Raw genomic sequence first — 16,908 nt, forward strand, 5'->3', positions numbered from 1 at the left:
AAGCAGAATGTATACCCAGATATACAATACTTACAAAAAAAGCCCCTTAGGGCTTTTGAAGTTAGATATTTTATCTGAGGATAACTAATTAAAGACTCCAGTTGATAGATAACGGTCACCTCTATCACAAATAATACAGACGATCACCGCATTCTCGACCTCTTGAGCCAAACGTAAAGCCCCAGCTACCGACCCACCAGAAGAGACCCCACAGAAAATCCCTTCCTTCTGCGCTAGTGCTCGCATAGTATCCTCCGCTTCGTTTTGATCAATATCCAACACAAGATCAACACGACTTTCATCAAAAATTTTAGGTAAATACTCTTGAGGCCAACGTCGAATACCGGGTATCTGAGCGCCGTCACTAGGCTGAAGACCCACCACTTGAACCGCTTCATTTTGCTCTTTTAAGAAGCGTGATGTGCCCATAATCGTGCCTGTAGTACCCATAGAGCTAACAAAATGAGTGACGGTTCCCTGGGTTTGCTGCCAAATTTCAGGACCTGTACCTTGATAATGCGCTTCAGGATTATCCATATTGGAAAACTGATCGAGTACGATCCCTTCACCTCTCGCTTGCATAGCTAAAGCAAGATCTCTGGCGCCTTCCATCCCCGCCTCTTTTGAGACTGGGATTAACTCTGCCCCATAGGCTGTCATTGATGCTTTACGCTCGGCACTTGAGTTGTCCGGCATAATCAGCTTCATCTTATAGCCCTTGATCGCAGCGGCCATAGCTAAAGCGATACCAGTATTACCTGAAGTTGCTTCGATTAACGTATCACCAGGCTTAATCTGTCCGCGTGTTTCTGCGTGCTGAATCATACTTAAAGCGGGGCGATCTTTTACAGAGCCTGCCGGATTATTTCCCTCTAGCTTGCACAGAATCACATTACCCCGACCTTGACCAATACGCTGTAAACGCACCAACGGGGTCTGACCAATATAATCTTCAATAGTAGGGAACTGAGCTTGCATAAATTAATCACCCATCAAACATAAAAAAAAGGCATAAGAAACTATTTTCTTATGCCTTATAAGAAGACCTGAAATTCTACCGATGGTTCCATTAAAGCTCAAGAAATCACTTTGATATTTCAGAGCTTCAACAACGTACTCACCTTAACCTCAAACAAGTACCGTCATAATTTTAATTTCACCTTCTAATGTCCGATGAACAGGGCAACGGTCAGCAATTTCAAGTAAGCGTTGACGCTGTTCATCCAACAGATCACCTGTCAATGTAATTTGGCGCACAAATTGATCGACCTTCCCCTTCTCTTGTTCACAACTAGAACAATCTTGTGCATGAATTTTACTGTGGCTCACATCTACTTGAACGTGATCTAAAGGGATCTTCTTTTGTCGTGCGTACATTCGAATTGTCATAGATGTACAAGCTCCCAAACCGGCTGCCACCAATTGGTAAGGGCTTGGGCCTAGATAATTACCACCATAACTTTCAGGTTCATCAGCTATTAAATGATGCCCCTCAACACTAATATCTTGGGTAAAACTACTAGGATCTGCTTCGCTAACACGCGTAACCCCCTCAGGGGCATTCATAAGTTTTGGCAATAAAGCCACATCTATATAGCGTTGTACCCATGCAGATATTAATTCAGCAGCATATTCTGCATCTTCAGGGCGTGAAAGCAGATGGTCGGCATTATCTAAAGTAACGAAGCTTTTAGGATGCTTGGCCATTTTAAATAACCTAGCCGCATTTTCTAAATCGACAGTTTCGTCTAAAGGAGCATGCATAACCAACAAGGCCTTTTTAAGATGACCTACACTCTCCTCTAACGAAATACCCGAAATATCATCTACAAAAGAACGCTTAATAGTAAAAGCACGCCCCCCAAGACTGACCTCAGCCTGACCTTCAGAACAAATATCACTCACATGATGACTGAAATTATGCAACACATGATCAGGCTCAGCAGGAGCACCAATAGTCACGACAGCTTTCGCCTCAGGTATACCTTTTGCTGCAGTTAGTATTGCAGCCCCTCCTAATGAGTGACCAATCAGTAACTGCGGTGCTTCATACTTTTCACGTAAAAAATTAACCGCTGCCAATAAATCCTCTACATTTGAGCTAAATCCTGTATTAGCAAATTCACCCTCGGAATGCCCTAATCCAGTAAAATCAAAACGTAAAACGGCAATACCTAGAGATGCTAAACGCTGAGCAATCCTACGTGCGGCGGGTATATCCTTAGAGCAGGTAAAACAATGAGCAAAAAGAGCGTACGCAGCGGGCTTTCCAACAGGTAGATCCAACCTCGCCGCTAACGTAGAACCATCATGCCCAACAAACTCTAAGCGCTCAGTTTTCATCTTTAATCTCTCCGCATGACGTATTTAGAAGTGGTGTGACCCCGTTCGTACTTAAATTCAGTATCAACTAATAGGTTATTTTCGGCTATTTATAAATAACTATAGATAAAATAGAGCGGCTTTATAACAACAAAATATTCAAAAACCTGAAGATATAAAGCCGATCCTCATAAAGATAGGCGACTAATATTGGAAGGGAACGTTTAATGTAAGGACAAGTCCAAATCGAGTTTCACAAACTGCGCTAACGGCAGCGGTTTAGAAAAATAATACCCTTGCCCAAGTTGACACTGGTGCGCCAACAACAAGTTAAGATGTGTTTCATCTTCGACACCTTCAGCAACAACATCAATTGCTAATTCCCGTGCTAACGCGATAATCGATGCAAGAATTTTGATACTAACATTTCCCTCTTTTGCGCTTGCGATAAAGGAACGATCAATTTTTAAGATATCGACAGGCAATAAGCGTAAGTAGCTTAATGAGGAGTAACCCGTACCAAAGTCATCTAAGGACAAAACCACATCCAGTTTTTTTAATTCATACAAGATTTTAACGGCGGTCTCAGTGTCCGTGATAACCGCCGTTTCGGTTATCTCTATTTCTAATTGCGCCGGATTAATGCCTGAAGACTCTAAATTGCTTTTTAAGTGAGGTAAAAAACTATCGTCATATAACTGAATCGCCGATACGTTGATAGACAGTGATAAGTCTTTAAACTCAGTATTTTGCCAATCCTTTAGTTGCTGGATTGCAGTTTCAATAACCCACTGACCTATAGGAATGATTTGCTTCGTATCTTCAGCAACAGGAATAAAGTTGTCAGGTGTAACAAGAGTGCCATCCGCTTTAATCCAACGAATTAGGGCTTCTGCCGCGCAGATTTTATTCGCTAACAGGTCCACTTTAGGTTGGAAATATAATCGAAATTCACCGTGTTTAATCGCAAAATCAAGATTATTTTTTAATTCAAAATAGTGTTCTACTTTCTCATTCAACTCATTAGAGAAAAATGATATTTGATTTTTACCTAAATCTTTAGCGTTATACATCGCTATGTCGGCATTTTTAATCAGCTCTTGCTCATCCTCGGCATCATCAGGGTAATTAGCAATCCCTATACTGGCCCCCACTTTAAATTCAGTGTTATTAATAACAATCGGTTCATTAAGCGCTTCTATAAGCCCTTTTGCGATGAATGCAGATTCTTCTGAATCAGTAATGCCATTCACAATCACCGTAAATTCATCACCACCGATCCTCGCTAAAAAATCCGCTCTGCGTAATCTAAGCCGGAACCGTTTAGCGGCCTCAATCAGTACATTATCCCCCGCAGCATGACCTAACGCATCATTAATATGCTTAAAGTTATCAAGGTCAATAAAGATCAAGGACAGTTTACGTCCCTGCCGTTGTGCCAAATTCAGGTTTAACGCTAACTCCTCTTCAAAATATTGCCGATTGGGCTGGCCTGTTAGCACATCATGGAATGCAAGCTTTTGTAGTTTTGCTTCTGCATTTTTACGTTCTGAAATATCCTGAAACACAAACACTAACTCAGATACGCCGTTGGGACTTTCTAAACTCTGCGCGGCCTCGTCAACCGCACTGACAGTTAACCACACAGGAACGACGCACGAGTCATAAGAACAAAAACTCGCCTCCCCCTGCCAAGCTTCATGTGCCCCCTCTGCAAAAACAGGGGAAAATGTATTAAACGCTTCAGGGAAAAAAGCCTGAATATTTTTTCCTACCACATCCACAGAGCCTGGCTTGAGCATATTCAAAAAAGCGTTATTAAATTCGTAAATATCGCCTTTATGATCGGTATAGACAATCGCCTCACTCATACTTGCAAATGTTTTATGGGCCAATTCTAGCTTGCGCATAGGTTTTAAAAGTGAGCGCTTAATCATATAAAAAAGAACAAACACAAAGAAAATAGATACAATTCCGATCTGAACTAATTCAACGATCAATGCGTCTTTTTGATGTTGTTTAAACGCCGTTGTATCAATAAAGAGCTCGACTTTCCCTAAGGTCATAGTGTCAAAACTAATAGGAAATGAGCGACGAAAATCCGCATACTCAATTAATTTTTTTCGCTGCTTCAAATCATATGAAAAGACCTGCCCTTGCCTATCTTTCCACTTTCCCATATAGATATGACCGAACTGACCATATACCACAACACCCACCACATACTCCCCTAACAGCTCAGAGTCGAGTACACCTGATGCGAACTCTTGAGAAAAAGAGCGCTCCACCGATTTGCTATAAATTGACCATATGGAAGGTTTTACTGCAGAGGTTATTCTGTTTGAAGTTTGAAACACTAACGAATCAAGGTTGGCGTCAAATGCCTTTTCTGACAGATAGAAGCGAACTGCCCCAAAAACAGACATGATAATGACAGTACTTAATACTAGCGCCGTGATTAAACGGTAATTAAAAATAGTCAACATTGGCTATTCATACGGCCCAAAATATTGATAGTAATAATCAAACTCCTGCTTAAATTTTTGCTTACTTTCAATTAAGCGACGAGAGAAATCATCTTTTTGTTTATATTGCGCTGTTAACGCCGTTGCTGCTACACGCCAACGTTCAATATCACTAGGGCTCCATTTTTGCAGCGTCATACCATGATCCTCTAAGATCGTTAATGCTGCAATATCATTTACCTTAGCTTTCAACGTTGTTGTTAAGGCATACGATTTTATTGCCGACTCTAAAATCGTCTGCAAATCTTTAGGCAACGCATCATAGGCTTCTTTGTTAATCAAAAAATCGGCTAAAACAGAAGGCTGCCAGATAGCGGGAACAATCCCGTAAGGACTAACCTCCATCAAACCTAAATCAATAATACCGGTCGATGTTGTCCACTCCACCGCATCAATGTGACCCGATACCAATGATAGTTTAATCTCTTCAGGTACGAGTGGAATAGCCATACTTTGCGATGCCTCTACTAAGACCTCACTCGGAAAGCCTGGGCCTATACGTACCTTTTTTCCATGTAAGTCGTCTAAACCAGCTATAGGTTCATTAGAGACCAAGCCAAATTCCATACCGGCCCACCACGCAGGACGCCATAAAACGCCTTGAGGAATAGAAAGTTCATTGGCCAGCTCGATCCCCCCTTTTTCATAAAAGAACATCATTGATGCATCAATGTTCATAAAATCAAACGGCCCCGAATTCATAACAGCCCATGCAGGGTGTTGTGCCGACCACCAATTTGGCCAGCCATTCCCCATTTGAATGCGATTTTCACTTACCGCTGTATAAATATCCGAACCATGTGCCAATTCACCTGCGGGATGGGGCGTTATAATCAGCCGCCCTGCGCTCATCGCTTCAATACTTTTTACAAAGTTTTGTATTTCAAGATAACTCGTGGTTGTGGCAACCGCTTGTGACTGTATATCCCAACGATAAACCTCCGGCTCACTCTGATCCGTACATCCAGAGATAAAAAGAAAAAAGGCAAACGTAAAAACAACACGACCAGAGTTCATTTAAAATTCACTTTGTAAATAAAAAAATTTATTTCCTGATAAACATCAAAAAGATAATTCAAGTATATGGTTGATATAAGTATAGATAAAGACATAAATTATTAAGGGCGATTACATTGAACGGCTGACATATTAGTGCGTAAATGAAAGCGTTTAGCTAACACGGGGGCTGAATTTGAACCAACGACCTTCGCCTGGTCTTACAAGAGCTGAGCCCGACGAGCTACCAGCTACATCTTTTAAAAATCATAATACCAAAACGAAAAAAAGCCGACTTAGTATTCACTAAATCGGCTTTCTCTAATCTGGTAGCGGGGGCTGGATTTGAACCAACGACCTTCGCCTGGTCTTACATGAGCTGAGCCCGACGAGCTACCAGCTACATCTTTTAAAAATCATAATACCAAAACGAAAAAAAGCCGACTTAGAATTCACTAAATCGGCTTTCTCTAATCTGGTAGCGGGGGCTGGATTTGAACCAACGACCTTCGGGTTATGAGCCCGACGAGCTACCAAGCTGCTCCACCCCGCATCAACGTGGTGCGAATAGTACAGACCCACTCCAAAAACCTCAAGCTTTTTTTAATATTTTCAACGATTAACTAAATTACTCTTTATCAATTACTTGAAATTTATCTTCTGCTGCCTGCCGGATACGTGTTTTTTGAATATCTATTATTAACTCAGATAAAACCAAACGTGCCTTTTCAGAGAGGCCATCAAACTGAGCACCACAGCGCCCCGCGCCACAGAAAGAAACATTTAAAGCTGGTTTAAGGCGATAGCTTTTATCTAAAGTAAATAGAATAACTGCTTTTTCAATCTTCCCTGATAGATGATCAGTTGTTTCAAAGGCCACACCTGTTTCTGAAATATCTAACAGCGTGACAGGCTTGTCATCAATCGTCATTGATACTTTATCATCAACAGGCGCTCTATAGGCATTACGCCTATTTTCATCATCACTTAATTCAAGTTCTATAGGGATCTTCATTCTGCCTGTCTCTCTAATACAAATTCCAAACGTCTATTTTGCGCTCTATTTTCAACACTATCGTTTGGCAAAAGTGGTTTAGAATCGCCATAACCTGTAGCCGAGACACGCTCGACTTCAAGCCCACCCCTAACCAGATACCTCAATACGTTAGTTGCCCTAATGGCTGAAAGATCCCAATTCGAAGGAAACCTAGCAGTCTCTATAGGTACATTGTCTGTATGCCCATGAATACTTAATTTAATCTCTGCATTTTTCTTAAGCGTCAACACTATGGAATCAAGCACGGACATCATTTCTGGATTAAACTCCGCAGAACCTGAGGGAAACAACAGGTCCCCGCTAACCTTAATAATCACCTTGCCATCTTTAGGAGAACCGACTTCAACCGCTTCATTTAAAACATCTATCTTTAACTGCTCGGCGAGATCATCATTTAAACTCTGCAGTGAAGAATTAAGATTTTCTGCTTCATTCTCCATAGGTTTGTCCTCTTCCTCCTCAGACAAACGAGACGTAGGTAAGCGCTCTTCAATCTCATCAGGAATTTCTGGTTTTACTGGAGCTTCATGGGGAAACTCGATAATACTATTTGCACCAGACTCACCCTGAAATGCTTCATTTAATGAACGAGAAGCAATTTGAAAACGCTCAATTTCAATGTTTGAAAGAGAAAAAAGCAGCACAAAGAAAACCAACAGCAAAGTCATTAAATCAGCAAAAGTATAAAGCCAATCAGCTGTTTCATTTTCCTCTATAAGGGTCGTTTTAGAATCCATAATTTATACTCCCTTATTTTTCTGCAGTCTTACTTTTACCTTGCCTTAACTTTTTCCGCTTGGCAGCTGGAATATATGACGACAACTGCTCATACACATGCATATAGTGGTCATTTGTTAAAATGCTGATACACCCCTCACGAATAATTTCAAGGTTTGTCACCTCAAGTAAGGTTCTTGATTTCAACTTACCAGCGATAGGTAAAAAAACCATTGTTGCTAATAACGACCCATAAAAAGTGGTTAACAGCGCAACCGCCATCGCAGGACCAATAGTGTCAGGGTTATCTAACTCACTTAGCATCTGAATAAGCCCAATTAATGTTCCTAACATTCCAAACGCTGGCGCATAAGCCGCCATTTTTCGAAACACATCTTGTGTTGCATAGTGCCGAGCAATAAGAGAATCGATCTCATTTTGAATAGTATTGCGAATGATTTGCTCCGATGCGGCCTCAGCCAAGAGCATACATGCACGCTTTAAAACCGGTGAAGAACTTTCAACATCACCGACTTTCATCAGACCGTGACGATGACTAATTCGACTCAACTCCAACATGGTATCGATCATCTCCTGTTGGTTCGTTTTATCTTGGGTAAAAACGATAAAAGCCCCCTTAAATGCGTTTGTCACGTCTTTAAACTGTACAGTTAATAATGTGGCAGCGATGGTGCCACCAGCAACAATCATCATTCCTGGTACATTGACAAAAACATCGGCACTGCCACCCATTATGATGGCGGAGACAATCAAAGCTAAGCCGGAAACAATTCCAACAAGTGATGCGAAATCCATTTAATAACTCTCTAAACATCCACTTAAAATTAAATATAATCTGTATGTTAGCATGTTAAAGTACAGTAACTATAAGTACATTTCATTAACTAAACCTGCGTAAAACTGTGTCTCATCAAGTAAGTGAACAACGTTGTTATATCGGTCTCACTCAGTGGCAACATGCTGCTTGGCAGGAGAACATTCTACAACGCAGTCAAAACGAACATATTTTAAAAGCCTACTCTCGCCACTTTAGCAGCGTGGAAGGTAATAGCACATTTTATGGGCTACCTAAGGCTGACACCGTAAAGATATGGACTGAAGAGTCAGACCCGACTTTTCGTTTTTGCTTTAAATTTCCCCAAGAGATCACTCACCGAAACCATCTTAGATCAACGACCAAAGAGACCAGTGCCTTTCTAAATCGCCTACAGCCACTGCAAGAGCAGCTTGGACTCTTATGCATACAACTCCCCTCTTCGTTTGATAGCGATCACCTTCCGACCTTATCCAATTTTTTACTTAATCTACCAGAAGGGTTTAATTACGGTGTTGAGGTTCGAAACCTCTGTTTCTTTGATAAACAAGAGACGGAAAGGGAGTTTAATCAACTATTAGCAAAAAACAATGTTAGCCGTATTAGCTTTGACACCCGTGCACTCTTTAATGACCCATCAGACGATCCCATTAGCTTAAAAGCAAAAATGCATAAACCGAAACTCCCCGTTCACGCCATATCGACTTCAAAGTATCCCATGGTTCGCTTTATTACCCCCTTAGACTGGGAGCTAGGTACGGACTATTTAACGCCTTGGATCAATAAAGCCATCCACTGGATGGATGAGGGCAAAACTCCCTTTTTCTTTTTTCACACACCAGATAATGCTGAGGCCCCTGAACTCGCAGCATACTTTGTTAATCAATTAGAAAAACAACGTCCAGGAAGTTGCTTGTTTAATCCTTGGCTCCCGGCAAAAAAACAAGACAACTTATTCTAAGCGCAACAATTATTGCCCCCAGCGATTCTTAGTCTGTAGCAAAAAGGCCAATTCTTCAGGTGTAGAGCTGCGACCCAATACTTCATTACGATGCGGGAAACGACCAAAACGATTAATTTGGTCATAATGCTGATGGGCAAAATCCAACCAATTTTCCATATAGATCTTATTGACCCCTGAGACTTCAAATAGCATCTGCTCAAAGCATTCAATACTTAGCTGCTGTAGATCCAACTGCTCGGCATGCTCAAATGGCATATAGAAAAACGCTCTTTCAACAACCTCTAATGCTTGATCATGCCCCAGCTTACGTCCCTCTATACATAGGGCTAACGCCTGAGTATCACCAGAAAATGCATCTTCAGAACCCCTGAATATAGTACGCGTAAACTGATCCAATAAAATAATTAAGGCAAGTCGCCCTCGCGGCGAACTTGCCCATTCATCCAGTTCACCACGTAATGCTTGATGAACACGATGACCAAAAAGCTCAGAGACTAGACGGTCATTTTCTGCATCGCCTGCCCACCATAATTTACTGCGATCAATCACTGGAAAACCGTTTTCCACTGTGCCAAACCAGAATCTTAAAATATCTTCAATTTTCTCAATCATATCCATCAACACGCGAGATTATTAAACATTAAAGGTAGTGGAATTTAGGCAGTTTGCGTACTCTGGCGTTCGGCTAAGTCTCACACCTAGCAGGAGCTATAACGCACCTTTATTTCCACAATGCTCATTTACAAACAACTCTTTGTAAAAAAAACCTTGCACATAATCAACACCAATTTTAGCCGCGTAGGCTAGATCTTCTGCAGATTCAACACCTTCTAGTATCGTTTTTTTACCACTTAACTGGGCATATCCAATTAGACTTTTAAACAACTGCTTCATACTCTTGCTTTGACAACTATCACCACTGATCCAATGTCGGTCAAATTTAATAAAATCCACATTACTCAAAATATTCAAAGAGACCATTGTGCCAGGAGCACCCACATCATCCAGTGCGATCGCAACGCCCTTGTGATGCATAAGCGTGGCTACCTCATTACTAATATGCGCATCATTCAGATCGGTATTTTCAATTAGCTCTATTACTAAATCTTGATTATCCGTCAACATTTTAGCCATAACATTCTCGTTCTCAGTCGGCCCAAATACAGAGAAGGCATGGGGATCAAGATTAAGAAAAAGCGTGCTGTTTTTAGGACGAAATCTAATCTGTAACCGTTTTAACTGTAACTCAACTTGGGCAAGCATCAGCGGACTGTCATGTAATAATTGAAATATATGCAAAGGAGCAACCAGATCTCCTTGGTGATTAAAGAAACGTGCTAGAGCCTCATGACCTATAACTGCACCACTACAGGTATCTATAATCGGTTGATACTCAACACCAAATCGCTGTCTATCTACTAACTCAAGTAACTCTAACCTATCGACCGAAGGACTATAAAAACTCACAAGACACAACCTTAAACAGTAATGATAATAGTTATCAATTGTATTTAAAAAATAGTATTTTGAGTAGTCTTATAAAGGAAAAAGTATTGAATTTATTACAAAAAATGACTGACATGAGTAATAAAAGATACACCTAACTATATTTTTAACTATTTTAATATTGCTAACATAGGGCTACATTATGGAACATCGTATTAATAAATTTGTTAGAGGAAGATAGAATGCAACGCTTTTTTATAATCATTGTTATTGCTGCATTGTGCGCGGCGGCTTATCTATTCTTAGAAGAAAAAGAATCAAAGACTTCCTCACCCTTATCTACCGAGCAACATGAAGAATCTAACCCCAATGCAAAAAAACATATTAATACCTTAACTCAAGGCGCTGAACAGCCCATAGATATTGGTACAGCGGATAACTTTGTTACATCCGACCAGCTCCTTACGCTACCGAAAAAGAAAGTCGAACGACTCGATGCAACGCCAGAAGAAAATGCGCCAGCAAACCCGGATGCTATTGCTGAAGATGGGACCGCAACCTTTGCCGTTTCTAGCCATATAAATATCATTAAAACCGCCGGTTCAACCGCTCAACCCAATAGCAATGATCCAATCGCTGAGCTCTCTTTAGAAAATCAGATAAAATTACAAGAGTTACTCGATAACCCTGACCAAGCAGCTAACAATATCTATTTTATTCATGCGGTAAATGAAGCCGATATCGAAGGGCTATGGGGAATTATTCAACATGGATTGATGAGCACATTTACACGTGGACTTGTGTTGCCTGGCCTCGACAAAACAGTCACCGTTGATATTCCAAAAGACGCCGATGAGAAATTAGACAATAAGCGTAGTTCTTTTTTGGGCCAAATACTTAAAAATAAAGTAGACCAAACTTATATCTATAATTACGAAAAAGGAATTCTAGGGGATAACCCCAACCTCATCACACCAGGACAACAGTTAGTTATAGTTACATTCACTGAAGAAGAACTGATTGCGATCTATAATCATTTTATATCGCTTTAAGGAGTTCGAATGATTGACCTGTATACGTGGGGAACCCCTAACGGCCGCAAAATTTCAATTATGCTTGAAGCATTGCGACTACCTTATAGAGTTCATCCGGTTAATATTTTAGAAAACGACCAGTTTGAAGCCTCTTTTTTAAAAATAAGCCCCAATAATAAAATACCCGCTATTATCGATCCTGAAGGGCCTAATGGCGAAACAGTCGAACTTTTCGAAAGTGGCGCCATACTTATCTACTTAGCAGAAAAAAACGATGAGTTTATACCTACGGATCCTATAGCTCGGCTGGAATGTCTTCAGTGGTTGATGTGGCAGATGGGCGGCTTTGGTCCATTCCTCGGGCAAGCACACCATTTCAATAAATTTGCTAAAGAAGATGTGCCCTACGCAAAACAGCGCTTCAACACAGAAGCTCAACGGTTATGGCGCGTTTTAAATACCCAGCTCGAAAATAAATCGTTCATTATCGGTGATGATTTATCTATAGCCGACTTTGCTATCTATCCTTGGGCTATGCGCTATGAATGGCAATCTGTCGATCCTGAGCTATTCCCCTTTGTTAATGCATGGATGGAACGTATGAATGATATCGAATTTGTGAAACGCGGAATGCAAGTTCCGTGATAGCAGACCGCATTATCGGCCATCGAGGTGCCGCGGCTCTCGCACCAGAAAACACTTTAGCGGGTATTCGAAAAGCCTCAGCTTGTGGTCTTAAATGGGTAGAACTTGATCTATCCCTTCTCGGTGACAGAACCCCCGTACTTTCCCATGACCATGAATTTGATCGCTGTACAAACTACAGCGGTTCTTTATCGCGCTCGACGCTCACTGATCTACTTCAAATAGATGCCGGAAGTTGGTTTAGTCAGGAATGGCACAACGAAAAACTACCACTGCTATCCGATGCCCTCTTACTCTGCCAAACGTTAAACTTAGGGCTAAATTTAGAACTAAAACCCCGTGATGGTGAATCTGAACTAACCGCCGCCGCAGCCTTTCAAATGATATCTGTCTATTGGCACGATCCAGATAAGTTAATTATCAGCAGCTTTGACCATGAAGCCCTGAGTGCTTATCGCGCCTTAGACGCTCAGGCGAATATTGGATTACTGTACGATTACCTGCCTGAACGATGGCATTTACAAGCAGCCTCAATTCAAGCTTGTAGCATACACTGCGATTGCAACGCTATGACCCAAGCAGACATTCAAGACGTGAAGGCCTCAGGCTATGATTTATACTGCTATACCTGTAATGATCCTGAACAAGCTGATCGACTATTTGCATTAGGAGTTGATGGTATTTTTACCGATAATCCTTTCATTATGACCTCCTTTAATCAACCAAACGATCTGCACGATAATCAGCAATCGCCTGTTCAACCTCTTCCATAGTATTCATTACAAACGGACCATACTGTGCAACGGGCTCACCTATAGGCTTACCCCCCAGTAGCAGCAATCGAGTAATAGCGTTATCAACATCATTCTCAGGTGCAGTAATCGATACCGTTGATCCGCTCGATAGCCGATTCGCGGCATCAATTAACAAAGGCTGCCCTTCCACTGTTGCTTTACCTTCAAACAGATAAATAAACGCATTATGGCTAGGCGGTATGGGCAGCTCAACGGTCGTGCCCGGCTGCAATTGCAGATCCACATATAAGGGCTGAGTCTCCTCTACGCAAATGGGGCCTTGATAGGTGATGTCACCCAAGGTCAAACTACCCGCGATTAACTTGAGTGCAGCACCGCCCATTAGCTCTATGTGAGGAATATCCTCAGGTTCAATATTCTGGTAGGCAGCCGGTTTCATTTTGTCCTTAGCTGGCAGGTTTATCCATAACTGAAAGCCTCGCATCAGCCCCTCAATCGCTACAGGACGCTCCTCATGAACAACCCCTTTGCCTGCCGTCATCCATTGGACACCACCGGATCGAAGTTCCCCTTCATTACCTAAATGATCTTTATGAATCATATGCCCATTGAGCATATAGGTCACTGTTTCAAAACCTCGATGAGGATGGGGAGGAAAACCAGCCATATAGTCATCAGGATTATCTGTCGAAAAAGCATCCAGCATCAAAAATGGATCTAAACGAGCCGACGGGTTACGCCCGATACTACGTTTTAACCTAACCCCTGCTCCATCTTGACTATCCACCGCAGGAATAACTCGATTTATTTCCCGCTTAGGATCACGACTGATCATAAAGACGCCCTCCCGTGGGGTAAATCAAGATCGAATTCTGGCCCTATAGAAATAACTCCCGTAGGATTAATCGTCTTATGACTACGATAGTAGTGATGACGAATATGCTCCAGATTAACTGTCTCTGCGATCCCTTCAAGCTGATAGATGTCCCGTAGATAACCTGAAAGCGCGGGGTAATCGGCAATCCGTTTTAAATCACACTTAAAATGCGTTACATAAACGGGATCAAATCTAATCAAAGTGGTAAATAGCCGTATATCCGCTTCAGTTAATTGGTTACCCACTAAATAACGCCGACTACTCAGCTGCTCTTCGAGCTGATCTAACGCATTAAATAATTTCTTCACCGCACTGTCATAGGCAGGTTGTGAAGTTGCAAACCCCGCCCGATAAACACCGTTATTAACGAATTCATAGATAAAATCATTAATAGTATCAATAGATTCCTGTAGTTCTACAGGAAAGTAATCTCCTGTAATTGCACCTAAATGATCAAAGGCGGAGTTAAAAATACGAATAATATCTGCTGACTCATTATTAACGATCACCTCCTTCTTTTTGTCCCACAAAATGGGCACTGTCACCCTACCGCTATAATTTGGATCTGTATGGGTATAAAGCTGATAGAGATACTCATAAGCAAACTGGCTATCTCCTGTACTATTGGGAAAATGCTTATCAAAAGTCCAACCACTTTCATGCATAAGCGGATCCACAACATCCACACTAATAAGATGCTGTAACCCTTTCAATTGACGCATAATCAACGTGCGGTGTGCCCAAGGACAAGCCAAAGAAATATAAAGGTGGTAGCGACCCGCCTCAGCCTTAAAATCAGCATCCTCATCAGCTGTAATCACATGTCTGAATTGAGAAGCTGAACGGACAAATTCACCTTTACTACGCGTCGTGTCATACCATTGATCACGCCATTGACCTTCAACCAATAATCCCATTAGATCTCCTCCGCACTCAACCTATATTAGCTAATCTCTGCAATCTGTTTTTCAGCCTGAGCTAAAGACTTAGCAGCAACCTCTCCCATATTTAGTCCCTCAGCAAAGATAACCTCTACACTCTCTAGGCCAATAAAACCTAAAAACTGCTTAACAAAAGGTATTTGAAAATCAATGCCGTTATCTTTGTAAAGGCCACCACGTGTAGCAAACAGATAAACAGGCTTATCTTCAATCAAACCTACAGGACCATTCTCCGTATACTTAAAAGTAACGCCAGCTCTAGCTAGGAGGTCAAAATAAGCTTTCATCTGTGTCGGTATAGAAAAGTTATACATAGGTACGCCGATAATTATTTTATCTGCCGCTCTAATTTCACGAATAAACTCATCTGAACGATCAACTAAGACTTGCTGAGCCGCTGAACGCTCTTCTTCTGGCGTCATTAACGCACCAACAACAAAACTATCTAAATGGGGTAAATCTTCTACGATCAGATCCCTAACAACTACAGCACCATCCTTATTCGTTTGCTTCCACTGCTCAATAAACTTAGCGGCAAGCTGGCTTGATTTTCCTTCGTCGCCAAAAATACTGGTTTTAATATGAAGTAATGTGGCCATAACCGGCTCCCTCTATTCATCGCATTTAATGCGTAGTTAAGTTGATATGCACATTCTTATATTTATAAAGACGATTATAAATAGCGAAAAATAGCTTAATATGATCTAATTTTTAGATACATCATAGCTAAATGTAGATTCATTCGACAAAGGAGCAACTATGCCAACCGTAACCTTAGAACAATGGCAAACACTGATCTCGGTTGTAGATAAGGGCGGCTATGCAGCAGCGGCAGAAGCAATGAATAAAAGCCAATCAACGGTAAGCTATGCGATTCAAAAATTAGAAAACAGCCTAAATGTCAGAGCATTTGCAATAGCAGGACGCAAAGCGATCCTTACTCCCGCAGGAAAAACCTTATATCAACGGGCCACCGTTCTACTTGAAGAAGCCAATCAGATGGAAGCTCAAGCCCAGCAGTTTGCCGAAGGTTGGGAGCCCGAATTACGTATTGCTATGGACGTCTTATTTCCTGAATGGATCATGCTAGACGTTATTGAACAATTCACTAAAGAGCACCCCTTAACCCGTATTGAGCTAATGGAAACCGTTCTCAGTGGTACAGATGAAGCGCTTTTAAAAAAAGAGGCCGATCTGGTGATCGGTGGCCGCATTCCTCCAGGTTTTCTAGGAGATCCCCTTTTACTGGTTAGCTTCCATGCAGTAGCCAGCCCATCTCACCCTTTGCATCAACTCAACAGACCCTTAAACTATCAAGATCTTCGTCTACATAGGCAGCTGGTAATAAAAGATTCGGGCAGTAGAGATTTAGATGCAGGATGGTTAGGTGCACAACACCGATTAACAGTAGGCCATATACGCACATCGATCGACGCTGCCTGCAAAGGCTTAGGCTATGCTTGGTTCCCAACGCTAAAAATACAACAAGAAATCAAAGAAGGGCGACTAAAACCGCTAAATTTAGAAATAGGAAATAAAAGAGATGTGCAATTGAACCTAATCTACTCCGCAGGCGATTATGCAGGACCTGCCGCCAAATTATTTGGCAACCTTTTGAGCACGCGTATGGCTAAAATAATGGACTCAGATTTTTAACTAAAGACCTTTATCTAGAAAGACTGATAAGAGGCTCTATAGCTAAAAAGCGGTAAAAGCGGTAAAAGCGGTAAAAGCGGTAAAAGCTTAAAACACATTGACCTAACTTTTACCGCTTTATTCAGGCTTTTTTAAATC

Annotated in this window: 17 protein-coding genes and 1 tRNA gene; 5 read left to right on the plus strand and 13 right to left on the minus strand. The window is 41.5% G+C overall.

Going from position 1 to position 16,908, the window contains the following annotated elements; all coding sequences use genetic code 11:
• Positions 1-84 precede the first annotated feature (84 nt).
• From cysM to A3774_RS01235, 8 genes are all read right to left on the minus strand, one after another.
• Entirely contained in the window at positions 85-978 is an 894-nt protein-coding gene (cysM, locus tag A3774_RS01200) for a cysteine synthase CysM (RefSeq protein ID WP_067862185.1), read from the minus strand.
• 150 nt (positions 979-1,128) lie between these two features.
• Complete coding sequence (locus tag A3774_RS01205; protein WP_067862187.1) at positions 1,129-2,343, minus strand: bifunctional alpha/beta hydrolase/OsmC family protein; 1,215 nt, start codon at positions 2,341-2,343, stop codon at positions 1,129-1,131.
• Positions 2,344-2,546: 203 nt separating this feature from the next.
• Positions 2,547-4,808, minus strand: a complete 2,262-nt coding sequence (locus A3774_RS01210) for a putative bifunctional diguanylate cyclase/phosphodiesterase (RefSeq protein ID WP_067862189.1) — start codon at positions 4,806-4,808, stop codon at positions 2,547-2,549.
• A 3-nt stretch (positions 4,809-4,811) separates the two neighbouring features.
• On the minus strand, positions 4,812-5,864 hold the full coding sequence (dctP, locus tag A3774_RS01215; RefSeq protein WP_067862191.1) for a TRAP transporter substrate-binding protein DctP: 1,053 nt from the start codon (positions 5,862-5,864) through the stop codon (positions 4,812-4,814).
• 455 nt (positions 5,865-6,319) lie between these two features.
• A tRNA-Met gene (locus A3774_RS01220) sits at positions 6,320-6,396 on the minus strand.
• A gap of 75 nt (positions 6,397-6,471) precedes the next feature.
• The gene (locus tag A3774_RS01225; protein ID WP_067862193.1) at positions 6,472-6,858 is read right to left on the minus strand and encodes a PilZ domain-containing protein; all 387 of its coding nucleotides are present in this window, start codon (positions 6,856-6,858) and stop codon (positions 6,472-6,474) included.
• On the minus strand, positions 6,855-7,637 hold the full coding sequence (locus A3774_RS01230; protein ID WP_067862195.1) for an OmpA/MotB family protein: 783 nt from the start codon (positions 7,635-7,637) through the stop codon (positions 6,855-6,857). Before A3774_RS01230 ends, A3774_RS01225 begins: the two co-directional genes overlap by 4 nt.
• 13 nt (positions 7,638-7,650) lie before the next feature.
• Positions 7,651-8,433, minus strand: coding sequence for a motility protein A (locus A3774_RS01235; RefSeq protein WP_067862197.1), 783 nt, complete (start codon positions 8,431-8,433; stop codon positions 7,651-7,653).
• Positions 8,434-8,540: 107 nt separating this feature from the next.
• Between A3774_RS01235 and A3774_RS01240 the strand changes: the two genes are divergently transcribed.
• Entirely contained in the window at positions 8,541-9,413 is an 873-nt protein-coding gene (locus tag A3774_RS01240; RefSeq protein ID WP_067862199.1) for a DUF72 domain-containing protein, read from the plus strand.
• A gap of 9 nt (positions 9,414-9,422) precedes the next feature.
• Here the strand turns inward: A3774_RS01240 and A3774_RS01245 are convergent, their stop codons facing one another.
• Entirely contained in the window at positions 9,423-10,028 is a 606-nt protein-coding gene (locus A3774_RS01245; protein WP_067862447.1) for a DUF924 family protein, read from the minus strand.
• Between the two features lie 96 nt (positions 10,029-10,124).
• On the minus strand, positions 10,125-10,883 hold the full coding sequence (locus A3774_RS01250; protein ID WP_067862201.1) for an EAL domain-containing protein: 759 nt from the start codon (positions 10,881-10,883) through the stop codon (positions 10,125-10,127).
• A gap of 221 nt (positions 10,884-11,104) precedes the next feature.
• On the opposite strand from A3774_RS01250, the gene A3774_RS01255 reads away from it, so the two are divergent.
• The 3 genes from A3774_RS01255 to A3774_RS01265 are packed head-to-tail and all read left to right on the plus strand — an operon-like array spanning position 11,105 to position 13,314.
• Complete coding sequence (locus A3774_RS01255; protein ID WP_067862203.1) at positions 11,105-11,914, plus strand: hypothetical protein; 810 nt, start codon at positions 11,105-11,107, stop codon at positions 11,912-11,914.
• 9 nt (positions 11,915-11,923) lie between these two features.
• Complete coding sequence (locus tag A3774_RS01260; RefSeq protein WP_067862205.1) at positions 11,924-12,541, plus strand: glutathione S-transferase family protein; 618 nt, start codon at positions 11,924-11,926, stop codon at positions 12,539-12,541.
• Complete coding sequence (locus A3774_RS01265; protein WP_067862207.1) at positions 12,538-13,314, plus strand: glycerophosphoryl diester phosphodiesterase; 777 nt, start codon at positions 12,538-12,540, stop codon at positions 13,312-13,314. The genes A3774_RS01260 and A3774_RS01265 overlap by 4 nt, the downstream gene beginning before the upstream one ends.
• Here the strand turns inward: A3774_RS01265 and A3774_RS01270 are convergent.
• The 3 genes from A3774_RS01270 to A3774_RS01280 are packed head-to-tail and all read right to left on the minus strand — an operon-like array spanning position 13,256 to position 15,713.
• Positions 13,256-14,131 (minus strand): pirin family protein, encoded by an 876-nt coding sequence (locus A3774_RS01270; RefSeq protein ID WP_067862208.1) that lies wholly within the window; start codon positions 14,129-14,131, stop codon positions 13,256-13,258. The two genes, A3774_RS01265 and A3774_RS01270, sit on opposite strands and share 59 nt — an antisense overlap.
• Complete coding sequence (locus A3774_RS01275; RefSeq protein ID WP_067862210.1) at positions 14,128-15,090, minus strand: glutathione S-transferase family protein; 963 nt, start codon at positions 15,088-15,090, stop codon at positions 14,128-14,130. Before A3774_RS01275 ends, A3774_RS01270 begins: the two co-directional genes overlap by 4 nt.
• 26 nt (positions 15,091-15,116) lie before the next feature.
• Positions 15,117-15,713 (minus strand): FMN-dependent NADH-azoreductase, encoded by a 597-nt coding sequence (locus A3774_RS01280; RefSeq protein ID WP_067862211.1) that lies wholly within the window; start codon positions 15,711-15,713, stop codon positions 15,117-15,119.
• A gap of 160 nt (positions 15,714-15,873) precedes the next feature.
• Here A3774_RS01280 and A3774_RS01285 point away from each other — a divergent pair, with 160 nt between their 5' ends.
• Complete coding sequence (locus A3774_RS01285) at positions 15,874-16,770, plus strand: LysR family transcriptional regulator (RefSeq protein WP_067862213.1); 897 nt, start codon at positions 15,874-15,876, stop codon at positions 16,768-16,770.
• The last annotated feature ends 138 nt before the right edge of the window (positions 16,771-16,908 follow it).

It is taken from the genome of Neptuniibacter marinus, from assembly GCF_001597725.1.
Classification (GTDB): Bacteria; Pseudomonadota; Gammaproteobacteria; order Pseudomonadales; family Balneatricaceae; genus Neptuniibacter; species Neptuniibacter marinus.